The organism is Fusicatenibacter faecihominis, assembly GCF_020686945.1.
GTDB lineage: Bacteria > Bacillota > Clostridia > Lachnospirales > Lachnospiraceae > Limivivens > Limivivens faecihominis.
Genome location: NZ_JAJEPR010000027.1, coordinates 16808 through 41322 on the forward strand (window position 1 = coordinate 16808; position 24515 = coordinate 41322).

At 49.3% G+C, this 24515-nt stretch carries 23 protein-coding genes and 1 tRNA gene; 23 read left to right on the top strand and 1 reads right to left on the bottom strand.

Features of this window, described 5'->3' with window-relative positions; all coding sequences use genetic code 11:
• Positions 1-33: 33 nt before the first annotated feature.
• The 9 genes from LKD71_RS13285 (at position 34) to LKD71_RS13325 (ending at position 7859) form a co-directional block, all read left to right on the top strand.
• Positions 34-981: a carbohydrate ABC transporter permease gene (locus LKD71_RS13285; protein WP_227615837.1), complete on the top strand. Its 948-nt coding sequence runs from the start codon at positions 34-36 to the stop codon at positions 979-981.
• Between the two features lie 20 nt (positions 982-1001).
• Positions 1002-1853, top strand: coding sequence for a carbohydrate ABC transporter permease (locus LKD71_RS13290; RefSeq protein ID WP_227615838.1), 852 nt, complete (start codon positions 1002-1004; stop codon positions 1851-1853).
• 59 nt (positions 1854-1912) lie between these two features.
• Positions 1913-3313 (top strand): family 43 glycosylhydrolase, encoded by a 1401-nt coding sequence (locus LKD71_RS13295; protein ID WP_227615851.1) that lies wholly within the window; start codon positions 1913-1915, stop codon positions 3311-3313.
• A 117-nt stretch (positions 3314-3430) separates the two neighbouring features.
• Complete coding sequence (pyrE, locus tag LKD71_RS13300) at positions 3431-4105, top strand: orotate phosphoribosyltransferase (RefSeq protein WP_227615839.1); 675 nt, start codon at positions 3431-3433, stop codon at positions 4103-4105.
• A 23-nt stretch (positions 4106-4128) separates the two neighbouring features.
• Complete coding sequence (locus LKD71_RS13305) at positions 4129-4281, top strand: hypothetical protein (RefSeq protein ID WP_178047277.1); 153 nt, start codon at positions 4129-4131, stop codon at positions 4279-4281.
• 11 nt (positions 4282-4292) lie between these two features.
• Positions 4293-4751 carry a VanZ family protein gene (locus tag LKD71_RS13310; RefSeq protein ID WP_178047278.1) on the top strand — a complete coding sequence of 153 codons (459 nt, stop codon included), beginning with the start codon at positions 4293-4295 and terminating at the stop codon, positions 4749-4751.
• On the top strand, positions 4744-5061 hold the full coding sequence (locus LKD71_RS13315) for a DUF6142 family protein (RefSeq protein ID WP_178047279.1): 318 nt from the start codon (positions 4744-4746) through the stop codon (positions 5059-5061). The genes LKD71_RS13310 and LKD71_RS13315 overlap by 8 nt, the downstream gene beginning before the upstream one ends.
• A gap of 155 nt (positions 5062-5216) precedes the next feature.
• Positions 5217-5804: an HD domain-containing protein gene (locus LKD71_RS13320; RefSeq protein WP_178047321.1), complete on the top strand. Its 588-nt coding sequence runs from the start codon at positions 5217-5219 to the stop codon at positions 5802-5804.
• Positions 5805-5807: 3 nt separating this feature from the next.
• Positions 5808-7859: an aminopeptidase gene (locus LKD71_RS13325; RefSeq protein WP_227615840.1), complete on the top strand. Its 2052-nt coding sequence runs from the start codon at positions 5808-5810 to the stop codon at positions 7857-7859.
• Between the two features lie 84 nt (positions 7860-7943).
• Here LKD71_RS13325 and LKD71_RS13330 read toward each other — a convergent pair whose 3' ends face one another.
• On the bottom strand, positions 7944-8798 hold the full coding sequence (locus tag LKD71_RS13330; RefSeq protein WP_227615841.1) for a DegV family protein: 855 nt from the start codon (positions 8796-8798) through the stop codon (positions 7944-7946).
• A gap of 834 nt (positions 8799-9632) precedes the next feature.
• Here LKD71_RS13330 and mgtE point away from each other — a divergent pair.
• The 14 genes from mgtE (at position 9633) to LKD71_RS13400 (ending at position 23017) form a co-directional block, all read left to right on the top strand.
• Positions 9633-11030 carry a magnesium transporter gene (gene mgtE, locus LKD71_RS13335; RefSeq protein ID WP_178047281.1) on the top strand — a complete coding sequence of 466 codons (1398 nt, stop codon included), beginning with the start codon at positions 9633-9635 and terminating at the stop codon, positions 11028-11030.
• Positions 11031-11342: 312 nt separating this feature from the next.
• Positions 11343-11852, top strand: coding sequence for a 5-(carboxyamino)imidazole ribonucleotide mutase (gene purE / locus LKD71_RS13340; RefSeq protein ID WP_178047282.1), 510 nt, complete (start codon positions 11343-11345; stop codon positions 11850-11852).
• Between the two features lie 55 nt (positions 11853-11907).
• A complete protein-coding gene (purM, locus tag LKD71_RS13345; RefSeq protein WP_178047283.1) occupies positions 11908-12933 on the top strand; it encodes a phosphoribosylformylglycinamidine cyclo-ligase in 1026 nt (341 codons plus the stop codon).
• The gene (gene purN, locus LKD71_RS13350; RefSeq protein ID WP_227615842.1) at positions 12927-13553 is read left to right on the top strand and encodes a phosphoribosylglycinamide formyltransferase; all 627 of its coding nucleotides are present in this window, start codon (positions 12927-12929) and stop codon (positions 13551-13553) included. Before purM ends, purN begins: the two co-directional genes overlap by 7 nt.
• 17 nt (positions 13554-13570) lie before the next feature.
• Complete coding sequence (purD, locus tag LKD71_RS13355) at positions 13571-14842, top strand: phosphoribosylamine--glycine ligase (RefSeq protein ID WP_227615843.1); 1272 nt, start codon at positions 13571-13573, stop codon at positions 14840-14842.
• Between the two features lie 22 nt (positions 14843-14864).
• Complete coding sequence (locus LKD71_RS13360; RefSeq protein ID WP_227615844.1) at positions 14865-16001, top strand: cadherin-like beta sandwich domain-containing protein; 1137 nt, start codon at positions 14865-14867, stop codon at positions 15999-16001.
• Between the two features lie 308 nt (positions 16002-16309).
• Positions 16310-16684 carry a GntR family transcriptional regulator gene (locus LKD71_RS13365; RefSeq protein WP_178047287.1) on the top strand — a complete coding sequence of 125 codons (375 nt, stop codon included), beginning with the start codon at positions 16310-16312 and terminating at the stop codon, positions 16682-16684.
• Between the two features lie 11 nt (positions 16685-16695).
• Entirely contained in the window at positions 16696-19176 is a 2481-nt protein-coding gene (locus LKD71_RS13370) for an ATP-dependent Clp protease ATP-binding subunit (RefSeq protein WP_227615845.1), read from the top strand.
• 115 nt (positions 19177-19291) lie between these two features.
• A complete protein-coding gene (locus LKD71_RS13375) occupies positions 19292-19705 on the top strand; it encodes an endosialidase (RefSeq protein WP_178047289.1) in 414 nt (137 codons plus the stop codon).
• 202 nt (positions 19706-19907) lie between these two features.
• The gene (radA, locus tag LKD71_RS13380; protein WP_227615846.1) at positions 19908-21284 is read left to right on the top strand and encodes a DNA repair protein RadA; all 1377 of its coding nucleotides are present in this window, start codon (positions 19908-19910) and stop codon (positions 21282-21284) included.
• 162 nt (positions 21285-21446) lie between these two features.
• Positions 21447-22349, top strand: a complete 903-nt coding sequence (locus tag LKD71_RS13385; protein WP_227615847.1) for a trans-sulfuration enzyme family protein — start codon at positions 21447-21449, stop codon at positions 22347-22349.
• Positions 22350-22364: 15 nt separating this feature from the next.
• Positions 22365-22435, top strand: a tRNA-Trp gene (locus LKD71_RS13390).
• Positions 22436-22562: 127 nt separating this feature from the next.
• A complete protein-coding gene (locus tag LKD71_RS18580; protein WP_255633052.1) occupies positions 22563-22658 on the top strand; it encodes a helix-turn-helix domain-containing protein in 96 nt (31 codons plus the stop codon).
• Positions 22619-23017, top strand: a complete 399-nt coding sequence (locus LKD71_RS13400) for a hypothetical protein (RefSeq protein ID WP_227615848.1) — start codon at positions 22619-22621, stop codon at positions 23015-23017. Before LKD71_RS18580 ends, LKD71_RS13400 begins: the two co-directional genes overlap by 40 nt.
• Positions 23018-24515 lie beyond the last annotated feature (1498 nt).

Sequence of the window (24515 nt, forward strand, 5' to 3'; positions counted from 1 at the left end):
AATAACAGCGAAAAAGAGGAAAGACAGGGAAGGGTGGATGAGATCCTTCCCTGTCTTGCTAAAACAGGAGTTGATACTATGTCAGGGATGAAAAACAGAGTAAGTATATTAGAAAAAAGAGAGAGAAAATACTTTTATCTCTTTATATCTCCATGGCTGATTGGCTTTTTTTGTCTGACCGTGGGACCAATGATTTATTCATTTTACTGTGCATTATGTGATTGGGATGGAATGTCAGCACCGGTGTTTAAAGGGGTACAAAACTACAGCCGTACAATTTTTAGTAATCAGGATTTCAAAAGAGCTTTAACTAACACCTGTGTGTATGCAGTATTTTCTGTTCCAACAAGTATTATTTTTGCATTATTTTTAGCCTTTCTTTTAAATAAAGAACATAGAGGAGCCGGAATTTTTCAGGCACTTTTTTACTTTCCTTCGGTAGCTGCCGGAACAGCAGTTTATATGGTATGGATATGGCTGTTTAATTCAGAGACAGGTGTATTTAATTATCTGCTCTCTCTGATCGGAATAGAAGGACCGAGATGGCTCACCAGTACGGAATGGGCGATGCCGTCCTTGATTATCATGAATCTGACATTCTGCGGCCAGGCAATGTTGATTTTTTTGGCGGGGCTAAAGCAGGTTCCTCTCACTTACTATGAAGCCGCTGAGATTGACGGTGCTTCCGAGTGGGATAAATTTATAAAAATTACTGTTCCGATGATTTCGCCGGTTGTCCTTCTAAATACCGTAATGGGGCTGATTTCCGCATTTCAGATATTCAACCAGCCCTTTATCATGACGGAAGGCGGACCGATGAAGGCGACCTATACCTATGGAATGCTGATTTATAATACAGGATTTTTGTTCTTCAAGTTCGGAGAAGCCGCAGCACAATCCTGGATTCTTTGCCTATTATTAGTGGTACTCACGGTGATAGTCATGAAACTGATGAACCGGAAAGTTGTCTATGATCGCTGACAGAAAGGAGGGGATAAAAGATGAAAAAGAGAAGTAAAACCAGAAGAAACGTGGAAGCTGTGATCTGGTACATCGTTATGGGAATACTTGCAATCTTGTTTGTGCTTCCGTTTATCTGGATGTTATCTACGGCATTTAAGACAGGTCCTCAGTGTGTGGATTATCCGCCGACCTTTATTCCGCGGCCCTTCAGCTTGAGGGCTTTTAAAGAAGTGTTTGCGATAAGCCCGATCTTTAAATATATCCGAAACAGCCTAGTAATTGTGGGGCTTAATATTTTTGGAACGCTGTTAAGCTGCAGCCTTGTGGCTTATGGTTTTTCCAGATTTAACTGTAAAGAAAAAAATATCTGGTTCACCATTCTTCTTTCGACGATGATGATTCCTAATTTTACACTTATCATTCCCCAGTTTGGAATGTATACAAAATTAAAATGGGTGAATACAATCTTGCCATTGACGGTTCCTGCATTTCTTGCGACGAATGCCTTTTCTGTTTTTATCCTACGGCAGTTTTTCCTGTCGTTTCCAAAAGAACTGGATGAAGCGGCCAGATTGGACGGGTGCAGTTATTTTGGGGTTTTCTGGCGCATTTTGCTTCCAAATTCCAAGACCGTCATGTTTGTCGTAGCATTGTTCTGTTTCGTTGGCAGTTGGAATGACTTTTTCGGGCCGTTGATCTATCTGAACGATATGGAAAAATATACATTGGCGGTTGGACTAGTCATGCTGAAGGCATCGCAGGGAGCGACCCTTGACATGGGCCCGATGATGGCAGCGGCGTTGATTGCCGTCATTCCAACCTTTATTCTTTATCTGACCTGCCAGAAATATTTTGTACAGGGCGTTGTTACCAGTGGATTGAAGGGATAAGGAGAAAAAATATGTTTAAAGAATTGGTACATAAGGCAGATCTTGGAAATGGTTACTATATGAATCCGATATTGGATGGAGATTATGCAGATCCGGCAGTTTTTCGGGAAGGAGAAACGTATTATCTGACGGTTTCTACCGGCCAATACCGGCCAGGTTTGTCAATTTTTGAGTCGAAGGATCTTGTAAACTGGAGATTGCTTTGCCATCCCTTGGAAAAATTTGAGGGTTCTGTCTGGGCACCGGATATTTTGAAAATGAATGGAAAATACTACATCTATTTTTGCGCCGAGGGAAGCAACTGGGTGATCTGGTCGGATCAAATCGATGGAAAATGGAGTGAAGCGATCGATCTCCATGTAGGTCATATTGATCCAGGGCATGTGGCTGATGAAAAGGGAAAGAGATATTTGTTCCTGTCGGATAATTATCTGGTTCCCCTTTCGGATGATGGCCTTTCGGTTGCCGGAGAGATGGTGCAGGTGCTGAAAGCTCCGCCGATTTCTGAATCCTGGGATATTGAAGGTGCCTTTCCGGAGGCCCCCAATGTATTTAAAAGGGGTGAGTATTACTATCTGACCTATGCGGATGGCGGAACCTCGGGGCCGGCTACTTCACATATGATTATGTCTGCGAGAGCTAAAAATCTGTATGGACCATGGGAAATGTCACCTTACAATCCCATTGTCCATACCTGGAGCAGAGAAGAAAAATGGCATTCGAAAGGGCATGGTCATTTTGTGGAAGATATAGAAGGAAAATGGTGGGTGATCTATCATTCCTATGAAAAAGGTTATGATGCGTTGGGAAGAAAATTATTGCTGTCTCCGGTAGAATTTATGGCGGATGGTTGGTTTCGGGTAACAAAGCCTGCAGATGAAGCTACGTTGAAACCTGTTGGAGAAGTAATCGAAGATAACAGTTGCTTTTCTGATGATTTTCAGGGAGATGAGATAAAGGGCTGGCGTTCATGGGAAGAAAAGGACTGGACAAGGTATCAAAAATCTGAAAAAGGACTGCTTATAAAAGCGGTAAATATGACCATTGGAATGGGACATCCACTGACGATTATTACAGGCGATCATAGTTATGAAATCACAATACATGTATCACCGGAAAAGAATTGTGAAGCGGGAATCATTTTACAATATGATGATAAGATTTATAATGCCATCAGTTTAAAAAATGGCTGTTTAAAAATTTACCGCCTTGGACAATGCCTGGCAGCAAAAGAAACAGGAAAGAAAGCCTACTGGCTGAAAATGAGAAACGAAGAGCAGTACGTCTCTTTCTACTACAGTGAAGATGGTGTGAGCTATCATAAAATGAATTATGTGATCAATACGGCCAGCCAGAATACGCATGCCTATAATGGTTTTTTAAGCCTGCGGCCGGGAATCTTTGCCGTGGGAGAAAATGCAGTGCTGTTTCAGGATTTTCAATATACAGGTCTCAAATAACAATAAGTCCGCGTGTCAGAAAGTGACATGCGGGCTTTTTTCGGAAAGGATTGTTATTTGCCAAAGCTTATGTTAAAATAAGAAAGAAAATCGGAAAAACACAGGAGGTTTCAATAAATGGAAAGCTACAAGCAGGAGTTTATCGAGTTTATGGTTGCCAGTGACGTGCTGAAGTTCGGTGAGTTCACCCTGAAAAGCGGAAGAAAATCACCGTTTTTTATGAATGCAGGTGCCTACACCACAGGAACACAGCTTCGCAAGCTGGGTGAGTATTATGCGAAGGCCATTCACGATCATTACGGACTGGATTTTGATATTCTTTTTGGACCGGCATACAAGGGAATTCCTTTAAGCGTTGCCACCGCTATGGCAATCAGCGAGCTTTACGGAAAAGATGTCCGCTACTGCTCCAACCGTAAGGAGGTCAAAGACCATGGAGACAAGGGAATCCTGCTGGGAAGCCCCATCAAGGACGGCGACCGCGTGGTGATCATTGAGGACGTGACCACTTCCGGAAAATCCATCGAGGAGACTTTCCCTATCATCCAGGCCCAGGGAAAAGTAGAGATCAAAGGGCTGATCGTATCTCTGAACCGCATGGAGAGAGGGCAGGGAACGAAGAGCGCTCTGGAGGAAATCCAGGAGAAATACGGTTTCCCGGCCAATGCCATCGTAAATATGGCAGAAGTGACCGAGCACCTTTACAACAAAGAGTGCGGCGGAAAAGTTGTTATCGATGATGGCATCAAAACAGCCATCGACGCATACTATGAGCAGTACGGAGCAAAATAAGCAGACAAGAAGGAGGAATTTCCATGAGCGAAAAGATTTATAAGGCCATGAAAAATACCGGAGCACTGAATATTGCAGTTGGAATCGTGACTCTGGTGACAGGGATCGCCAGCGGAATCCTGCTGATCGTTTCCGGAGCAAATCTTCTGAAAAAGAAAAAGGGAATCCTGCTCTGAAATTTTAAATTATGAAAAAATCAACAAAAAATAGAATCAGGGTGATCGGAGTGATTCTGTTTTTCCTCTATCTGGCAGTTCTGACGTATTTTCTCTTCTTTTCGGAAAAATACGGCAGGACGGCAGAGCGGGAATTCAGCTACAATCTGACTCCGTTTCTGGAGATCCGCCGTTTCTGGAACTACCGGGAATTTCTGGGGCTTAAAGCAGTGTTCATCAATCTGGCAGGAAATGTTCTGGCCTTTGTGCCGTTCGGGGCGATCCTGCCGGTGATCAGCCGAAGGATGCGGGGCTTTTTCCGGGTGATGCTTCTGGGCTTTTCCTTCAGCCTTCTGGTGGAGTGTACCCAGCTTGTGACCCGGGTGGGGACCTTTGATGTGGATGATCTGATGCTGAACACCCTGGGGGCTGTGCTCGGGTATTTATTTTTTGCCCTGTGCGACCGGATAAGGAGACATATTTATGGCTAAGAAAAAAATGTATACATTTTCCGAACGCCGCCATTCCAGAAAAGGGATCACCTCCACGGTGCTGGGGAGCATTTCTGTGGTCATTTTTATCGCGCTGACTTACTTTGCCTGGTGGTCTTACGGTGAAGGGGGAGCGATCCTCGGATCCTTAGGAGTTACGGGAATCGTTTTTGCTCTCTGCGGCCTGGTCAGCGGTCTGACCAGTTTCCGTGAAAAACATATCCTGTATACGTTTTCCAAGGCGGGTTCCATCGTCAGCAGTGTGGCGCTGGTGCTGTGGATCTTCGTGATCCTGCTGGGCGTATCGTAAATGTAGTCACCTCACCGCAGGGCGGAACTGTCGCTCTGCGGCGTTTTTTTAGACAGCAGTTCAGAGCAGAAGCTGCGAATGCAGCGAGAGTGCGAAGCACGGGTCTGTGGCTTGATCTAAACGGGAAGTTAGATTTGGAGGAAAATCAAATGGATATGAAACGACTGAAAAAACAGATGGACTTTATTCTGGAGATTGACAAAGAGAAAAATATTAAGCGTCAGACACTGATCACCGATGCAAGCCGTCAGGAGACGGATGCGGAGCACGCCTGGCATCTGGCTGTGATGTGTGCCCTTCTCTCAGAGTATTCCAATGAGAAAATTGATGTGGCTCACACGATGCTGATGGTACTCATGCATGATCTGGTGGAGATTGATGCGGGTGATACCTATGCTTACGACGAGGAGGCGAATAAGAGCAAGGAGGAGCGGGAGCTGAAAGCCGCAGACCGGATCTACAACCTTCTTCCTCCGGATCAGGCCAAAATGGCAAGAGAACTCTGGGATGAGTTCGAGGCCATGGAGACACCGGAGTCCAAATTTGCCAACACACTGGACAAGATCCAGCCGGCAATCCTCAACGACGCTGCAGGCGGCGTTTCCTGGACGAGTCATACGGTATACATTGATCAGATCTTGAAACGCGATGCCCGGGTACATGAAGGCAGCGAGGTTCTCTGGGAGTATACAAAAAACATTCTGGATGAAAATGTAAAAAACGGAAATATCAAAACGAGGTAGAACATGGAAACGAAAAATAACGAAGAAAACGGCGTGCTCCGGGAGCGTTTCGCTCTGGCCATGGAGCGGATCGGTGAGATCGCCGGGGAGGCTACGGTGCCGGAAGCCTATCAGCCTTATTTCAGAAGAACCGCCGGTTTTATCCTGACTATGGAAGGTCTCTACGGCGAAATAAAAAACGGTCACACAGAAAAGTATACACTGGAAGAGTGGCAGACTCTGAACTGGAGTCTCTATCAGGATATTCTTCCGGAACATTATGAGAAAAGCTATGCAAACCCGGATTACGCCCTGGAGCAGCTGGGTGAGACCCACAGCAGACTCCTGTGTTTTTTGTATACAGAACTTCGGACGATGATCGTCAGCGCCTTTGAGCAGCGGCTGGAGGAGATCGTGGTTCTGGCAGAGCTTTTCATTGAAGTATACAATGCCTTTGAGGGCGAAGAGCTTCCCTCCTACCGGGAGATTCAGCAGATCCTTTATTGGTTCAAGAGCGATTACAGTGAGCTTTTCCTGACGGAGCGGCTGGAGGATCAGCTTAATCCGGATCACGATTTTGCCAAGAAGATCCTGATGGAAGCAGATCTTTCCGACCTCTCTTATCTCTATAAATATGGCGAGTATATTTCCGATAATGAGCTGAAGATGGCGGAATACATCAACCAGCTGTCGGAGGAGACTGTTCAGCGCATGGCAGATGTATACAGCGAAGGCCTGCGCCTGTATTTTGTACAGAGCCGGAAAGACCTCTCCAAAAAGAAGACCGTCAATGTGCGTTTTGTCATTGGTTTCGAGCGGATGATCCGAAAAGCGGTGGAAAATTTCCGGGCCATGGGACTGGAGCCTGTGATCTACCGGGCAGCCCCGGGCGTGCGTCCGGTCGGTTACTGCGGCGGCATCCCCAACAAGCAGTTTGCCTATGACCACCGGGCGGACGAGGCCCTTTTCCTGGATGGAAATTATAACGAGAGAAGACTGGGCGTCATGCGGACGGCCTATGAGAAGAACAAAGAGCTGGCGGCTGTGTTTGCAGGTCCGGCCTGCCAGGAGGTCTTCGGCGGTAAGCCTTTTGCTCCGGTGGACAAAGAGAGCGCCTGCCATCTCTCCGAGCGGCAGCAGAAGCTTGCGCTGGAATATCAGAATGATCTGGCCCAGCTTCGGAACCGCTACATCAACGGTGAGGAGACCGGCTTTACCGTGCTCTGCTTTCCGACACCGGAGGTAGGAGAGAAGTTCCCGGAGATCTTCCGCGAGATTATCCGGATCAACACGCTGGATTATAAGAAATATCAGACGATTCAGCAGACCATTATCGACACCCTGGATCAGGGCGTGAAGGTTCATGTGCTGGGAAGAGGAGCGAACCATACGGATATCACCGTGGCTCTCCATGAGCTTAAGGATCCTGCAAAGGAGACGATCTTTGAAAACTGCGTGGCGGATTGTAACATTCCCGTGGGAGAGGTCTTCACTTCACCGAAGCTTGCGGGAACCAATGGTGTGCTGGAAGTGACCGAGACCTTCCTGGCCGGCTTTTACTATAAGGATCTCCGGGTGGTATTCCGGGATGGTATGGTGACAGAGTATCACTGTTCCAACTTTGACTCTGAGGAGAAGAACCTCGAGTATCTGAAAGAGACGATCATGAACCGCCACGAGAGCCTTCCCATCGGTGAGTTTGCGATTGGCACAAACACCACGGCCTACGCTGTGTCTGAGAAGTATGGCATCGGCGATCAGCTGCCGGTGCTGATTGCGGAAAAGATGGGACCGCATTTCGCTGTGGGCGATACCTGCTACAGCTGGGGCGAGGACTGTCCGGTTTACAATCCGGACGGCAAGGAGATCATCGCCCGGGACAACGAGGTTTCCATTCTCCGAAAAGAAGATGTATCTAAAGCTTACTTCGGCTGTCACACCGACATTACCGTGCCCTATAAGGAACTGGGAGCTGTCCGTGTCATTAAGGCTGACGGAAGCGAAATCTCCATTATCGAGAATGGCCGCTTCGTCCTGCCGGTAACGGAAGAGCTCAACGAGCCACTGGACGAATAAAGGGATATTTATAATAAGAAGAAACGCCGTGAAAGACAGAAACGAAACTGTCTTTCACGGCGTTTGTTTTTTCGGAAAAATAATTTACCGGATGATATCCTTCATGATACCGACACCCAGGGCATCGGCGCCTGTGTGGCAGGCGATGCTTAAGGGAAGGGGATCTTTCTCAATCTTGTAATCCGGGAAGGCTTTCTGGAGTTCTGCCTGCCACATCTCGCCCACGGAGTCGTCTCCGGAGTAAGCGGCGCGGATCAGAAGCTTCTGGCCTTTGAAGCGGACGGTTTCATCTTCCTTCAGGCCGTCGATGATGGCCTTGATGGCGGCTTTCATGCCGCGGACTTTTTTGTAGGCATCCAGCTTTCCACCCTGGATCTGGAGGACCGGTTTGATGTTGAGGACGGTGCCGATGGCAGCGCCGGCAGCGGTGACACGGCCGCCTTTTTTCAGGTATTCCAGGGTATTGACAGCGATGTAGATGCTGGATTCCAGGCCGTCTTTTTCCAGGTAAGCTTTAATCTCAGCTCCTGTTTTTCCGTCTTTCGTCATCTGGAGAGCTTCCAGAACGGACTGGCGCATGGTAACGGAGATCCGGTGGTTGTCCACCACATGGACACGGCCGTTAAATTCTCTGGCGAAACCGGCAGCAGTCTCATGGCTTCCGGAAAGACCGCTGGACATGGGGATGTGTACGACCTCGTCGTGGGTCTTTAAGATCTCCTCCCAGAGATCCATCAGGTCAGCCGGGGAGGGCTGGGTGGTGCTGATATCTGCCTTGGCCCGCATTTTCTCATAAAATTCCTTCGGGGTGATGGACTGATGCTCATAGTAAGCATTTCCGTCGATGAGGATGGGCATGGGCAGAAGATAAACGCCAAGTTCCTTCGCCTGCGCCGGGGTAAGTCCGCTGTTTGTGTCAGTCATGACTGCTACGCTCATATATATTCTCCTTTAGTTGGTGTCTTCTGGTGTGAAATCAGCAAGTACGAGATCAGCAAGCCACAGACCCATGCATGCGTTGCATGCATTATCCGTTGCTGTTGCAGCTCTTGTCTGCGGCTTATGGGCGTTCCGCCCATCCCAAATTGAATCATCAGCCTACCACGAGCAAGCTTGTGTAGTTTGACTATTCAATTCGGAGATTCTCTGCTCTGTTACTCCAATATTATACAGATTGGGGCTGATAATTGCAAGAACAGTATTTGGAATATGTTGCAATTTCCGGGGAAAGGTAATATAATAGCAAAGGAGTCGGGAAACTCCCGGCTCGTCTTTTTTCCAACATTTCAAAGATAAAGGCAGGTGAACAGAATGGACGGTTGCGACAGTCATGGGCGAAGTAGAAATATGGAACGGGAAATGAGCGGCAGTCTGTTCTGTTCACTCTGATATTTCCTGTTCTGTTTTCAAATTCCAAGCCTGAACATCGCTATAACTGCAACTGTTTGTGAAGGACGAATCGTTCTTCATTTCTTTTGATGTCATGGTCGAAAGTGTTTTTTCGACAGCAGCATCTTTTTTGCGTGGGCAAATGTAAAGATGCCAGGGTCAAAAGGTCAAAAAGCCGTTCATGCTTGCATGATAAGGCTTTTGAACTTGAGACCCGCCAAACATGAGAAAGTAGCGATTTACGCAGTAAATCAGCGAATTTCGAATGTTTGTAGAATTGCGGGAGCTGCTTTGCAGCGGAGCAATTCGTAGGCATCAGTTGGGGGCAAAAGACCTTTTGACCCCAACATCATGTAAAGTAAGTAGACAAAACAGGAGGGCGAAATGGAAAACAACGTACAGGAAGATTACAAATCAGAAATCCTTGACATTGTCAGAAGCAACGCCTCACCGGGGATCATGCGTGATAAACTGGAAGATTATCATGAGAACGATCTGGCAGAGGTGTTTCCGGAGCTGACGATCACGGAAAGACGGAAAGTGTACCGCATTCTCGACATTGGGATGCTTTCCGATATTTTTGAACACATTGATGAAAAACAGGCAGCTGCCTACCTCGATGAGATGGATATCAAGAAAGCGGCAGCTATCCTTTCCGGTATGGAGACAGATGCAGTCGTGGACGTTCTGCGGATGACCTCCAAAGAAAAACGGCCGGTTCTCATCGATCTCATGGATGCGGAAGCCAGAAAAGATATGGCAGTCATCGCTTCCTTCGATGACGAGGAGATCGGTAGCCGCATGACAACCAACTGCATCGTGATCCGTGAGAACCTCACGGTAAAACAGGCCATGAGCGGCCTCATCGATCAGGCGGCAAAAAATGACAACATCTCCACAATCTTTGTGGTGACAGAGGATGGTACTTTCTATGGAGCCATCGATCTGAAGGATCTCATCATCGCCCGGCAGGAATCCCCTCTGGAAGATCAGATCGTGACCTCCTACCCGTACGTTTACGGCCAGGAGCAGATCGATGACTGTATCGAAAAACTGAAGGATTATTCCGAGAACTCCATTCCAGTGCTCGACAACGACAACAAGCTTCTGGGTGTCATCACCTCTCAGAGCATTGTAGAGCTGGTCGATGACGAGATGGGAGAGGACTACGCGAAGTTCGCAGGTCTGACCGCAGAGGAGGATTTGAAGGAGCCCTTAAAGGAGAGCATCAAGAAACGTCTCCCCTGGCTTCTGATACTGCTGGGCCTTGGCATGGTGGTATCCTCCGTCGTGGGCGTATTTGAGCAGGTGGTCAGCCAGCTGACCATCATCATGTGCTTCCAGTCTCTGATCCTTGACATGGCAGGTAATGTGGGTACCCAGTCCCTGGCTGTTACCATCCGTGTCCTGATGGATGAGTCCCTCACCGGCAAACAGAAGCTGGAGCTGGTATGGAAGGAAATGCGGATCGGTTTCTCCAACGGTGTGATTTTGGGAGTCCTTTCCTTCCTGATCATCGGTCTTTACATCGCGCTTTTCAAGGGCAAGACCTTCGGTTTTGCTTACGCGGTGTCCGGCTGTATCGGCCTTTCCCTGGTGCTGGCCATGGTCATTTCCGGGGCGGTGGGAACCTGCATCCCTCTGTTTTTCAAGAAGATTCATGTGGACCCGGCTGTAGCTTCCGGTCCCCTGATCACCACCATCAACGACCTGGTGGCAGTTATTTCCTACTATGGTCTCTGCGGCCTCCTGCTTGTGGGTGTCCTGCATCTGGCCGGATAACTATTTATATAGGAAGATTTCCCGCGGATTTTGTGAAAATGCTTTCATAAAGTTCGTGGGATTTTTTTATTGTTCAGAGCCAAGCAGGTTTCAATGCAAAATGCGAATCATGCTTGCATGAATGAGCACTTTTGTCTTGAAGCCTATTTGGCGGATACGCCAAACCGACGAAATGCGTAGCATTTTGGAGGTGGCTCTGAACTTTTATGAAAAGCGTTAGGGAAGATCAGTTGACAATGCCAGTAAGAGTTAGTAAAATAACAGGATAGGAACTGAAAAAATAATATACATACTTAAAGGAGATTATGAATCATGGCAAAAGTCGGTATTGTAATGGGCAGTGATTCGGATATGCCGGTTATGGCGAAAGCTGCGGATATCCTGGAAAAACTGGGAATCGATTATGAGATGACTATTATTTCTGCACACAGAGAACCGGATGAGTTTTTTGCGTATGCGAAATCCGCTGAGAGCAAAGGCTTCAAGGTGATCATCGCGGGAGCCGGTATGGCGGCTCATCTGCCGGGAATGTGCGCGGCAATTTTCCCGATGCCGGTCATCGGTATTCCCATGCACACCACCTCTCTGGGAGGAAGAGACTCCCTTTACTCCATCGTTCAGATGCCCACAGGCATTCCGGTGGCGACGGTAGCCATTAACGGCGGAGCCAACGCAGGTATCCTGGCAGCCAAGATCCTTGCTACCTCTGATGAGGCGCTTCTTGAGAGACTGAAAGCATACTCCCAGGAGATGAAAGAGCAGGTAGTGGCCAAAGCCGAGAAGCTTGACAAGGTCGGATATAAGGAATACATGAACAAATAATGCGAAAAGGCGTTAAGAGAAACACGAGATCAGATAAATAAGGAGGACTTTACAAATGGATTACAAGAAGGCAGGCGTAGATATCGAGGCTGGCTATAAATCAGTAGAGCTTATGAAAGAGCATGTAAAGAAAACCATGCGCGAGGAAGTGCTTGGCGGGATCGGTGGATTCTCAGGTGCATTTTCCATGGACAAGTTCAAAGGCATGGAGCATCCGACGCTGGTATCCGGAACCGACGGTGTGGGTACCAAACTGAAACTGGCATTTATCATGGACAAACACGACACCGTCGGTATCGACTGTGTGGCTATGTGCGTGAACGACATTGCCTGTGCAGGCGGCGAGCCGCTGTTTTTCCTGGACTACATTGCCTGCGGCAAAAACTATCCGGAGAAAATCGCTTCCATCGTAAAAGGTGTGGCTGACGGCTGCATCCAGTCCGACGCAGCTCTGATCGGCGGCGAGACTGCCGAGATGCCGGGCTTTTATCCGGAAGATGAGTATGATCTGGCCGGCTTCGCAGTTGGCGTGGTAGATCAGAAGGATCTCATCACCGGAGCAAACATCAAAGCAGGCGATACCCTTGTCGGAATCGCATCCAGCGGCGTTCACAGCAACGGCTTTTCTCTGGTCCGCAGCGTCTTCAAGATGGACAAAGAGACTCTGGATACCTACCATGAAGAGCTTGGAAAAACCCTTGGCGAGGCCCTTCTGGCTCCGACCAAAATCTATGTAAAGACCATGAAGAGCATCAAAAAGGCAGGCGTTACCGTAAAAGGCTGCAGCCACATCACCGGCGGCGGTTTCTACGAGAACGTTCCGCGTATGCTTCCGGAGGGCGCTCACGCTGTCATCGAGAAGAGCAGCTATGAAGTTCCGGCCATCTTCCGCATGCTCCAGAAAGAGGGAGATATCGAGGAGCATATGATGTACAATACCTTCAACATGGGTATTGGTCTGGTGCTTGCCATCGATCCGAAGGATGTAGATACCGTTCTGGAGGCTGTGAAAGCAGCAGGCGAGACTCCCTATGTCATCGGTCACATCGAGGCAGGAGAAAAAGGAGTAACCGTATGCTGAGAATGGCAGTCCTGGTCTCCGGCGGCGGGACCAATCTCCAGGCGATCATTGACAGCATTGGAAACGGAACCGTGACCAACGCTGAGATCGCCGTTGTAATCAGCAATAACCGCTCTGCTTACGCTCTTGAGAGGGCGAAGCAGAACGGTATCGACGCGGCTGTGGTGTCCCCGAAGGATTATGAGACCCGGGAGGCCTTCAACCGGGCTCTCCTTGAGAAAATCCAGTCCTATCAGGTGGATCTTGTGGTGCTGGCCGGCTGCCTTGTGGTCATCCCGAAGATCATGGTGGATGCCTATCCAAACCGGATCATCAACATTCATCCGTCCCTGATCCCTTCCTTCTGCGGAACCGGCTATTATGGACTCAAGGTTCATGAGGCGGCTCTTGAGCGCGGCGTGAAGGTAACGGGAGCCACGGTACATTTCGTGGACGACGGTACGGATACCGGCCCGATCATTCTCCAGAAGGCTGTGGAAATCAAGGACGGCGATACGCCGGAGGTTCTCCAGCGCCGTGTCATGGAGGAGGCTGAGTGGGTCATCATGCCGAAGGCCATTGATCTGATTGCAAACGGAAAAGTAAAGGTAGTGGATCACCGGACAGTGATCTCCGAATGATAAAGGAGCATACAAAGATGAAAGTATTGATTGTTGGCAGCGGCGGCAGAGAGCATGCCATTGCCTGGAAAGTGGCTCAGAGCCCCAAAGTAGACAAGATTTACTGCGCGCCGGGAAATGCCGGTATCGCAGAGTATGCAGAATGTCTTCCTATTACAGCCATGGAGTTTGACAAGCTGGCTGCATTTGCAAAAGAAAACAGCGTAGATCTTACGATTGTGGGAATGGATGATCCTCTGGTGGGTGGTATCGTGGATACCTTTGAGGCCCAGGGCTTACGGGTTTTCGGTCCGAGAAAAAATGCGGCCATCCTGGAAGGCTCCAAAGCATTTTCCAAGGACCTGATGAAAAAATATCAGATTCCCACAGCTGCCTATGAGACCTTCGACAGCGCGGAGGCGGCGCTCGCTTATCTGGAAAATGCTGATTTCCCCATCGTTCTCAAAGCCGACGGCCTGGCTCTCGGAAAAGGCGTTCTGATTTGCCAGAACCTCGATGAGGCAAAAGAGGGCGTCAAGGAGATCATGACCGACAAGAAATTCGGCTCTGCCGGAAATCGTCTGGTCATCGAGGAGTTCATGACCGGCCGTGAGGTTTCCGTCCTTTCCTTCGTGGACGGCAAGACCATCAAGACCATGACCTCCGCTCAGGACCACAAGCGGGCAGGAGACGGCGATACGGGACTGAACACCGGCGGAATGGGAACTTTTTCACCGAGCCCCTTCTATACGGATGAAGTCGATGATTTCTGCAAAAAATACATCTATCAGGCAACGGTGGATGCCATGGCAAAAGAAGGCCGTGAGTTCAAGGGAATCATTTTCTTCGGTCTGATGTTGACGGAAAAAGGCCCGCGCGTGCTGGAGTACAACGCCCGTTTCGGCGACCCGGAGGCACAGGTGGTTCTTCCTAGGATGAAAAATGATCTGGTGGAGGTCTGCGAGGCCTGCATCGATGGAAAACTGGATGAGGTAGATCTTCAGTTTGAGGACAATGCAGCTGTCTGCGTGGTTCTTGCAAGTGAAGGTTATCCGGTGAAATATGACAAAGGCTTGCCCATCCGCGGACTGGAAAACTTCAAGGGAAAAGAGGGATACTATGTATTCCACGCAGGAACAAAATTTGACGGAGATACGATTGTCACCAACGGCGGCCGTGTGCTGGGTGTGACGGCAAAGGGCGAAAACCTGAAAGCTGCCAGAGCCAATGCTTACGAAGCTGTCAAATGGATTGATTTTGACAACAAGTATTATCGTCATGATATTGGAAAAGCCATCGACGAGGCTTGAAAGTAAGAGAGGTACAAGATTTATGAACAAAACAAAGAAAAACTGGAAGGGCGCGCTGATCCTTGGCCTGATCCTTCTCTTTATGATGAGTGTCACGGCGCTGGCGTCCTCTGATAACTCTCTGTCCGCACTGAATGTGGAGAACGGAACCGTTTCTCCGGATTTTGTGTACAGCACCTGGGAGTACGACGTAAAGGTAGCACCGGGAACCACAGAACTGATCCTGAACCCCACAACATCTGATTCCAACGCTTCCGTGACTTCCATTGAGGGAACCACCCTGGACAACGGAACCGGAACCGTACTGATCACTGTCACCGCCGAGAATGGCAGCGCTTTTACCTACACACTTCATGTATCTGTGGATGAGAGCCTGGCTCCGGAGACGGAGAGTGAGACCGAGCCCGCGACGGAAGCACCGACCGAGGCGCCTACCCAGGCCGTTACCGAGACTCCGGCTACGGAGATCACCCAGAACGAAGCTTATATCAAGCTGAACAATCAGGTAAATTCCTACAAAGAGCGTCTGGATCTCTCTATGAAGATCATTTACGGACTGATCGCTTTCTCTGTTCTGCTTCTCTTCATCATCATCAACCAGATTCTGAGAAATAAGGATCTCAAGGATGATCTCCGCGACATGGAGGAGATGGGAGCAAACATGGGCGGTTACGGCCAGGAAACCTACGGAGACAACGGAAACTACTATGAAGAACCCGCGAAACCCATGACCCGCAAGGAGAAAAAGCAGGTCAAGAAGGAAGAAAAACAGCGGGCGAAAGAAGAAAAACGCAATAAGAAAAAAGGCAACCAGCCCGAGCAGCAGCAAGATGCTTACCAGAACTCCGGCAATGGAGCTTATCAGCCGGAGCAGGATGGCCGCCAGATGAATTATCAGGATCCGGCACCCCAGACCTGGCAGCAGGGACCGCAGACCTGGCAGCAGCAGCCGGTCTACCAGCAGAACCCTTACCAGCAGGCACAGCAGCCGGTTTACCAGCAGCAGAATCCTTACCAGCAGGCAGAGCCAGTAAATCAGGCTCCCCAGCAGCAGGTCCCCAGCATGGAGGAAGCCTTTGCTCCCCAAGCACAGCCGGAGAACCAGGGAGCAGCTGACGGCGAGAAAAAAGATGTAGATGTAACCATGGTCGAGCTTTGATCATGAGGAAAAAGGAGCGAAAGCTCCTTTTTTCGTGCCTAGTACAGTGAAAATTAAGTATCTGCTATATTGACGCAGGATGATTTCTTCATATGCAAGGCGGAGAAATGAGGCGTAGCGGTGGCTACGTCGATTGACGACAACGCAGCAGATGAAAAATCAGACAAGTCAATATGGCGGTTACTTAATATTTACTGTACTATAGAAAGGCGGGCGAACTTGTATCTTGCAATCAGGAGGTATCTGTGCTATTATGTGTATAACAACAGAAACGAGGTGAAGCGCGGGCAAAAGTTCCGCGGTAAAATATGGTGATAAAGATTGATTTTCAAAGCGACGAGGCTCTCTATATCCAGCTTCGCAATCAGATTATTTTAGGCATCGCCACCTCCACTTTGCGGGAGGGAGACGTGCTGCCCTCCGTGCGCCAGCTGGCTGAGGATATCGGCATCAACATGCATACGGTGAATAAGGCCTACTCCGTTTTGCGGCAGGAAGGCTTTGTGACCATCGACCGGCGTCGGGGAGCCATCGTGAGTCTGGATGTGGATAAGCTGCAGGCTTTGGATGAAATGCAGAAGAACTTAAGAGTACTGCTGGCAAAAGGCAGATGCAAGAACATCACGAGGCAGGAAATCCACGATATGGTGGATGAAATTTTTGACGGATATGACGACAAGTAGGAGGACGATAGATGGAGCAGTTTACAAAGAAAGCAGCCAGTGCCCTGAAGCTTGCCGCGAAGGCGGCCAGACGGAGAGGCCATAGCTATATCGGTTCCGAGCACCTTCTTCTGGGACTTCTGGAAGAGGGGGAGGGAACCGCAGCCCAGGTTCTGATCGGAGCCGGGGTGGAGGAGGAGAAGCTTAAAAGCCTCATCGACCAGCTCATCGCCCCGGAAGGCGGCGTGGGACTGGCATCCCGGGAGGGTTACACCCCCAGAGCTTCCGCGATCCTGGAAAACAGTGTCCGGGAGGCAGAGCTTTTTCATATGGAGCAGGCGGGAACCGAGCACATCCTGCTCACGATCATCAAGGATCCGGAGTGCGTGGCTACGCGGCTTCTTCACACGATGGGCGTGAATCTCCAGAAGCTTTATCGGGCCATTCTGGACAGCATGGGCATCCCGGAGGAGGTTTACCGGGAGATGAACCAGGGAGCCAGAAATGCAAACCGGAGTGAGGGTGGAAATACGCCGACTCTGGAGCAGTACAGCCGGGACCTCACTGCCCTGGCAGAAGAGGGAAAACTGGATCCTGTGGTGGGAAGAGAGCAGGAGATTGAGCGGATCATGGAGATCCTGAGCCGCCGGACCAAGAATAATCCCTGTCTGGTAGGCGAGCCGGGCGTTGGAAAGACTGCCATTGTGGAAGGTCTGGCCCAGCGGATCGCCATGGGCGCAGTTCCGGCTCCCTTACAGAACCGGAGACTTCTGACTCTCGATATGGCCAGTATGGTGGCAGGAAGCAAATACCGGGGAGAGTTTGAGGAGCGGATCAAGCGTGTCATCAAGGAGGCGGAGGAGAGCCAGGAGGTTCTTCTCTTCATCGACGAGCTCCATACGATCATCGGAGCCGGCGGAGCGGAGGGAGCCATGGATGCCTCCAACATCCTGAAGCCCTCCTTGGCCCGCGGCGAGATCCAGCTCATCGGCGCTACCACGATCGAGGAATATCGGAAATACATCGAGAAAGACCCTGCATTGGAGCGGCGTTTCCAGCCTGTGACCGTGGAGGAGCCCACGATGGAGGAGACCGTGGAGATCCTCAAAGGCCTTCGCAAGGCTTATGAGAAACATCACGGCGTTGTGATCACTGACGAGGCGGTCCAGGCGGCAGTCACCCTGTCCGAGCGCTATATCAACGACCGCTTCCTTCCGGACAAGGCCATCGACCTTCTGGATGAGGCAGCCGCCAGAAAGCAGCTCCAGGGTTACAAGATTCCGAAGGCTTTGGAAGAACTGAAAAACCGGGCGGAGGAGCTGGAAGAGTTAAAAGAAGCTGCGATTGTGGAAAATGATTTCGGCAAGGCTGCAGATTATAAGAAGGAACAGGTGGAGGTCCGGCAGAAATTCGAGCAGCAGCGCAAACGCCTGCAGAAAAAAGCCGGTGAGAACGCCACGAAAGTCCGGGAGGAGGATATCGCCGAGGTGGTGGCTCTCTGGACCCGGATTCCGGTGCAGCGTCTGGCAGAGAAGGAATCCCACCGTCTCCTGAAGCTGGAGCACACCCTTCATCAGCGGGTGGTGGGCCAGGATGAGGCAGTTCAGGCCGTGGCGAAAGCCATCCGCCGTGGCAGAGTGGGCCTTAAGGACCCGAAGAGACCCATCGGTTCCTTCTTGTTTTTGGGCCCCACCGGCGTCGGAAAAACAGAGCTTTCCAAGACACTGGCGGAGGTAGTATTTGGCAGCGAGCAGGCCATGATCCGCGTCGATATGTCCGAATATATGGAAAAGCACAGCGTCTCCAAGCTGGTAGGTTCCCCACCAGGCTATGTGGGCTATGAGGAGGGCGGCCAGCTCAGCGAGAAGGTCCGCCGAAATCCTTATTCCGTGATTCTTTTTGATGAGATCGAGAAAGCCCATCCGGATGTGTTCAACATCCTGCTTCAGGTGCTGGATGACGGCCACATCACCGATTCCAGAGGAAGAAAGGTGGACTTCAAGAACACGATCCTCATTATGACCTCCAACGCAGGCGCGTCCTCCATCATGTCGCCGAAGAAGCTTGGGTTTGCCGCCGTGGACGATGAGAAGCGGAATTATCAGGTGATGAAGGACAATGTCATGGAAGAGGTGCGCCGGATCTTCAAGCCGGAGTTTCTGAACCGAATCGACGAGATCATCGTTTTCCATTCACTGAATAAGGACCATGTGAAAAAGATCGCCGGTATCCTTCTGAATGAATTTTCCAGACGGTGCAAGGAGCAGCTGAATATCACGCTGGAGGTGCGGCCCTCCGCGAAAGAGCTGATTTCAGAGGCCGGTTTTGATGAGAAATACGGAGCCCGCCCCTTAAAACGGGCCATCCAGACCAAGGTGGAGGACGCTCTGGCCCAGGAGATTCTGGAGGGCAGAGTGAAAGCCGGAGATACTGTTGCCGTGGGCGTTTCTAAAAAAGAAGTGAAATTCGTGGTAAAGAACCATAAAGAACTGGAAAAAAACGACGATTTATGATAAAATTTTAAATGAGATTCAAATTTCAGCGGCTGTCTTTCGGGCGGCCGTTGAGAGATAACATGCGTTTCTTGCATAATGGAAGAACAGAAAGACGATCAGGAGGACATAAGAGATGTCAGTAATCAGCGAACTCATCCGCTCAGAAGCAGATGGTACATTAAGCTTTGGAAACTACGAACTGGAAAGCAAATCCAAAAAACAGGATTTCGAGCATCAGGGAGATTTATATAAAGTAAAAACCTTCAAGGAGATCACCAAACTGGAGCGCAACGGCATGTTCGTTTATGAGTCCGTTCCGGGAACCACCGTGGATCATCTGCAGGTAACTGAGAATGGCATGACCTTCCAGGTAGAGGGAGCTGTAGATGCACAGATCACCGTAGAGCTTGAGGAGGATACTTCCTATCAGGTATTCGTTGACGAGAAAGAGATCGGCGAGATGAAGACAAACCTGGGTGGCAAGCTGGCTCTGAGTGTAGAGCTGGATCCCTCCAGAAAAGCTTCTATTAAAATCGAAAAAATGTAATTCTTCAGAGCCATGCAGCTTGTTGGACGAAAGTGTGACTCATGCTTGCATGAATGAGCACTTTTGACCAGCAAGCTATGTGGCGAGCAGCCACATCGAGATGAAGCGAAGCGGAATCGAGATGGCTCTGAATAATTTAAGAAAGGCTGGCGGACAGCAACTCCCGCCAGCCTTTTTCCATGAAAGAAAAGGAGTGGAGCAAATGGCGAAAGGAAAAACAACCGCATTTTTCTGCCAGAACTGCGGCTACGAGTCCGCCAAATGGATGGGCCAGTGCCCGGCCTGCAGGGAATGGAACACCTTCGTGGAGGAACCCGTGGTAAAAACGACCGGCACAAAGACCTCCGCAGCTGCCGGAAGCACGAGACGGATGCAGCTTCAGGAGCCCTCGCGCCTCGTAAGTATCAAGCCCCAGGAAAATCTCCGGATTTCCACCGGAATGGAAGAGCTGGACCGGGTCCTGGGCGGAGGCATCGTCACCGGTTCGCTGGTGCTGGTGGGCGGCGATCCGGGTATCGGAAAATCCACCCTGCTTTTGCAGGTGTGTAAGACCCTCGCAAACAGGGGAAAAAAAGTGCTCTACATCTCCGGAGAGGAATCCGCCCAGCAGATCAAGATCCGGGCCGACCGGGTGGGCGAGGCCGGTGACGATCTTCTGATTCTCTGTGAGACCAATCTCGGTGACATCCGGGAGATTCTGGAACGGAGCAAACCGGAGATCGTGGTCATCGACTCCATCCAGACTATGTACAGCGAGTCCGTCAATTCCGCTCCGGGCAGCGTTTCCCAGGTCCGCGAGGCCACGGGAATCCTCATGCAGCTGGCGAAGGTCTTAGGCATCACGATTTTTATCGTGGGCCATGTGACGAAAGAGGGCGTTGTGGCTGGCCCCAGAGTCCTTGAGCATATGGTGGATACAGTCCTTTATTTTGAGGGAGACCGCCACGCTTCCTACCGGGTGCTCCGGGGAGTGAAGAACCGTTTCGGCTCCACCAATGAGATCGGCGTCTTTGAGATGCAGGAAAAAGGTCTGGTAGAGGTGCCAAACCCCTCGGAATACATGCTGAGCGGACGGCCGGAGAACGCTTCCGGTTCCGTGGTGGCCTGCTCGATGGAGGGAACCCGGCCAATTCTGGTGGAAATCCAGGCCCTGGTCTGCCAGAGTAACCTTCCGATGCCCCGCCGTACGGCCAACGGAGCCGATTATAACCGTGTCAACCTTCTGATGGCGGTTCTGGAAAAACGTCTCGGTCTCCGCCTTGGCGTCTGCGATGCCTATGTGAACATCGCTGGCGGCATCCGGATGAACGAGCCGGCCATGGACCTTGGCATCGTTATGGCGATTCTTTCCAGCTACCGGGATAAGCCTATCGACGAGAAAACGATTGTCTTCGGTGAGGTGGGCTTAAGCGGCGAGGTTCGTGCCGTGAGCCAGGCCGCCCAGCGCGTCCAGGAAGCCAAAAAACTGGGCTTCCACACAGTTATCATGCCAGCGGTCAGCATCCGCGGCATGGGAAAAATAGACGGCATCGAGATTATCGGCGTCCGCACGCTGAAGGATGTGCTGCGGAGTCTGTAAGATGTAGAATTGCGTGAACTGCAGAGCAGCGAAGCAATTCGTAGGCATCCTTTGTAGGGCGTTGCCTATATAAATTTCCTATGATGAGCTATAGGTTATTTGTGATTGACGCTTCAAAACCTCCCTGCGTATAATAACGGCAGAAAAAGGAGGTTTTACGTTATGTCAAAATCAATGGATACCATCTGTGTGCATGGCAAAGAACATGCAGTGAAGGACCAGAATTATGCCATCAGCTATCCGATTTATCAGACCGCCTCATTCAGTCATCTGACGCCGGGCCATAATCCAAATGGTTTTGGTTATACCAGAGAGTCCAACCCAACGAGAGGTCTTCTGGAGGAGACTGTTTCCGCGCTGGAGGGAGCCTGTGATACTGTCGCTTTTGCTTCCGGAATGGCTGCCGTTGCGGCGGTGTTTGAATATTTCAAGCCGAGAGACCATGTGATCTGCGGCGAAGACCTCTATGGAGGCGTGGTGCGGCTGGCGGCTGTGATCAGCGCGAAAAATAACATTGAGGTCGAATATGTGGATACCAGTGATCTTCAGGCTCTGAAGGCGGCAGTCAGAGAAAATACGAAGGCCATCTATTTTGAGACGCCCACCAATCCCATGATGCATGTGACGGATATCCGGGCAGCGGCTGAGATTGCAAAAGAAGCAGGCGCTCTTCTGATCGTGGATAATACCTTTATGACGCCGTACTTCCAGAATCCGTTAAGCCTCGGAGCAGATGTAGTCATTCATTCAGGCACAAAATATTTAAGCGGCCATAACGATACGATCTGCGGCTTCCTCTGCAGCAAGGATCAAAAACTGGCTCAGCATTTCCGTCTGATATCCAAAACGACCGGCGGCACGCTGGCCCCCTTTGAGAGCTGGCTTTGTCTGAGAGGCCTGAAAACTCTGGCACTTCGGATGGAGCGCCATCAGAGCAATGCCCTGGCAGCAGCAGAGTGGCTGAAAAAGCAGGACTGTGTGGAAAATGTAGAAATTGCGTTAATTTTTTCAAATTATTTCAAAAATATCGTTGACATCCCTGAAAAAATGTGTTATAAAATATGAGTAACGCAAATCCATAGGGGATTGGTCAAATGGCATGACAGGAGTCTCCAAAACTCTTAGTGGGAGTTCGATTCTCTCATCCCCTGTTACTGAAGCCGGGAAATCTTGGAAATCAAGGTTTTCCGTTTTTTTGTTTTTCAGACAAAAAAGAAGTTGCACGTCAGAGATTTCTTTCATCCCTATGTGATCGCAGATCTGCGGAAGGAAAAACAGATGACGCAAGCAGAGCTCGCAGAGCGGCTGCATGTGACAGACAAGGCGGTGAGCCGGTGGAAACGGGGATTGGATATCCGGATATCAATACGTTAGAACCGCTGGTGGACGCGCTTGGGATCACACTGACGGAGCTGATGAACTGTGCACGGGATGAAGAAATCATAGCGAGTCTTGAGATTGCGAGGAGTCAGAGGAAAAGAATGGTTAAAAGGATTGCCGGCGGCGGAGTGTTGTGCATTGCGGGTATGTTCATGCTGCTGTACGCACTGAAGCTTTTTATAACGCGCACATGGACTTTCATGCTGCCGGGAAGCGACGGACCGACGGCAGTCTTTGTAGCTGGACGGATCGGAAATTTTCCTCCGGCAGTGATTGTGATTGGGATTATTGGAGGAGTAGCATTGGTGCTTGGAATTGTAACAATTATCCGGGCAAATAATACAGACCATTAAAGATGATTTTATGATGCCGCCTATGGATTAAATAAATCTGCCATAGCAGTCATTTCCTTTGCAATTATGCAATAAAGATTTGACAAACAAATGAAATGGATTTATAATATGCTTAACAAGGGAGCCGGAAGGTGAGTGCAGATCACCCGACCCGGCGAAAAATTAATAGTTTAAAAAATAGTCGCCAGCTCGCCAAAGTCAGGACGGCTATTTTTTATGCGTCAAATTCAGAATCGATACAATTAAGCTTGCAATTGCTATAATGACCATAAATTCCTCATATGTACTCATAAAATCACCTCTTCCGTAAGGTCTCGGATCGGGTGAGAGCACGTCCCCCAGCTCCCTGGGTAAGCATATTAGATTTTTTGCGGAAGATAGGTTTAAGTCTAGTATTCACAAGAAAAACTTTGCATAAATTCAAAAGAACTTGACATTTCTATAAATGCGTGCTAATGTGATTATTGAAAAGGGCACTACCGATAGACGGTTAGTCCGCATATTTGTTACTTACAAAAGTAACCGTTCAGTTTTGCAGGCTGGGGCGGTTATTTTTGTATCTTGTTATTATCTCTGCCGAATGTGTATCCGGCACAGAAGCAGGTGAGTCCAAAGCTCACGACTGCAATGAAATCCAAAATACTCATTGGCTAAGCCCTTTCCAGTAAATACTCATTCGATTTGGAAATACCAATGGCCTCACCGCAAAGGTGCAGGCCGTTTTTTATCCGGTTTTTAAATGTATCACAACTTTGTAAGAGAAAAAATATAATTTATTTTATGGTGCAGCCTATAGGTTAAATAAATTTGTTATAGCAGTCATTTCCTTTGCAATAATGAAATAAAGATTTGACAAATAAACGAAATGGATTTATAATATGTTTAACAAGGGAGCCGGAAGGTGAGTGCAGATCACCCGACCCGGCGAAAATTAAAACTTCCTACAAAAAGTAGCCGTCCAAACTTTGTCGAGAGCGGGACGGCTATTTTTTATGCGTCAAATTCAGAATCGATACAATTAAGCTTGCAATCGCTATAATGACCATAAATTCCTCATATGTACTCATAAAATCACCTCTTCCGTAAGGTCTCGGATCGGGTGAGAGCACGTCCCCCAGCTCCCTGGGTAAGCATATTATATTTTTATTATAATAGTAAAACTTGATATATGCAATATAAAAAGCAACAATAGAAAAGTAAAACCAATCAGATTTTTGCGCCGCATAATCTAAGAAAAGACAAAAAATATTGACAGTAAACTCCCCTCTATGGTATACCTCAGAGAGAAGTTAGAAAAAACAAACTGGAGAATACCATACGATGAAAAAGAAAAACAGTCACCTTCCTGAGTTCCTGCTGGGATTGGTGGGAGTGGTTCTGATCGGGACGGCGCTGTACCATATCCTGTCGGACTATCTAGCACAGTGAATATTAAGTAACCGCCATATTGACTTGTCTGATTTTTCATCTGCTGCGTTGTCGTCAATCGACGTAGCCA

What these genes read in the sequence shown, in the direction of transcription:
- LKD71_RS13370 (WP_227615845.1), top strand. Translation starts at nt 16,696, where the DNA reads ATGGAGCAGTTTACAAAGAAAGCAGCCAGTGCCCTGAAGCTTGCCGCG.
- LKD71_RS13310 (WP_178047278.1), top strand. Translation starts at nt 4,293, where the DNA reads ATGAAAAAATCAACAAAAAATAGAATCAGGGTGATCGGAGTGATTCTG.
- LKD71_RS13325 (WP_227615840.1), top strand. Translation starts at nt 5,808, where the DNA reads ATGGAAACGAAAAATAACGAAGAAAACGGCGTGCTCCGGGAGCGTTTC.
- LKD71_RS13295 (WP_227615851.1), top strand. Translation starts at nt 1,913, where the DNA reads ATGAATCCGATATTGGATGGAGATTATGCAGATCCGGCAGTTTTTCGG.
- purM (WP_178047283.1), top strand. Translation starts at nt 11,908, where the DNA reads ATGGATTACAAGAAGGCAGGCGTAGATATCGAGGCTGGCTATAAATCA.
- purN (WP_227615842.1), top strand. Translation starts at nt 12,927, where the DNA reads ATGCTGAGAATGGCAGTCCTGGTCTCCGGCGGCGGGACCAATCTCCAG.
- LKD71_RS13365 (WP_178047287.1), top strand. Translation starts at nt 16,310, where the DNA reads ATGGTGATAAAGATTGATTTTCAAAGCGACGAGGCTCTCTATATCCAG.
- LKD71_RS13330 (WP_227615841.1), bottom strand. Translation starts at nt 8,798, where the DNA reads ATGAGCGTAGCAGTCATGACTGACACAAACAGCGGACTTACCCCGGCG.
- purE (WP_178047282.1), top strand. Translation starts at nt 11,343, where the DNA reads ATGGCAAAAGTCGGTATTGTAATGGGCAGTGATTCGGATATGCCGGTT.
- LKD71_RS18580 (WP_255633052.1), top strand. Translation starts at nt 22,563, where the DNA reads ATGACGCAAGCAGAGCTCGCAGAGCGGCTGCATGTGACAGACAAGGCG.
- purD (WP_227615843.1), top strand. Translation starts at nt 13,571, where the DNA reads ATGAAAGTATTGATTGTTGGCAGCGGCGGCAGAGAGCATGCCATTGCC.
- pyrE (WP_227615839.1), top strand. Translation starts at nt 3,431, where the DNA reads ATGGAAAGCTACAAGCAGGAGTTTATCGAGTTTATGGTTGCCAGTGAC.
- radA (WP_227615846.1), top strand. Translation starts at nt 19,908, where the DNA reads ATGGCGAAAGGAAAAACAACCGCATTTTTCTGCCAGAACTGCGGCTAC.
- LKD71_RS13360 (WP_227615844.1), top strand. Translation starts at nt 14,865, where the DNA reads ATGAACAAAACAAAGAAAAACTGGAAGGGCGCGCTGATCCTTGGCCTG.
- LKD71_RS13375 (WP_178047289.1), top strand. Translation starts at nt 19,292, where the DNA reads ATGTCAGTAATCAGCGAACTCATCCGCTCAGAAGCAGATGGTACATTA.
- LKD71_RS13305 (WP_178047277.1), top strand. Translation starts at nt 4,129, where the DNA reads ATGAGCGAAAAGATTTATAAGGCCATGAAAAATACCGGAGCACTGAAT.
- mgtE (WP_178047281.1), top strand. Translation starts at nt 9,633, where the DNA reads ATGGAAAACAACGTACAGGAAGATTACAAATCAGAAATCCTTGACATT.
- LKD71_RS13320 (WP_178047321.1), top strand. Translation starts at nt 5,217, where the DNA reads ATGAAACGACTGAAAAAACAGATGGACTTTATTCTGGAGATTGACAAA.
- LKD71_RS13385 (WP_227615847.1), top strand. Translation starts at nt 21,447, where the DNA reads ATGTCAAAATCAATGGATACCATCTGTGTGCATGGCAAAGAACATGCA.
- LKD71_RS13315 (WP_178047279.1), top strand. Translation starts at nt 4,744, where the DNA reads ATGGCTAAGAAAAAAATGTATACATTTTCCGAACGCCGCCATTCCAGA.
- LKD71_RS13290 (WP_227615838.1), top strand. Translation starts at nt 1,002, where the DNA reads ATGAAAAAGAGAAGTAAAACCAGAAGAAACGTGGAAGCTGTGATCTGG.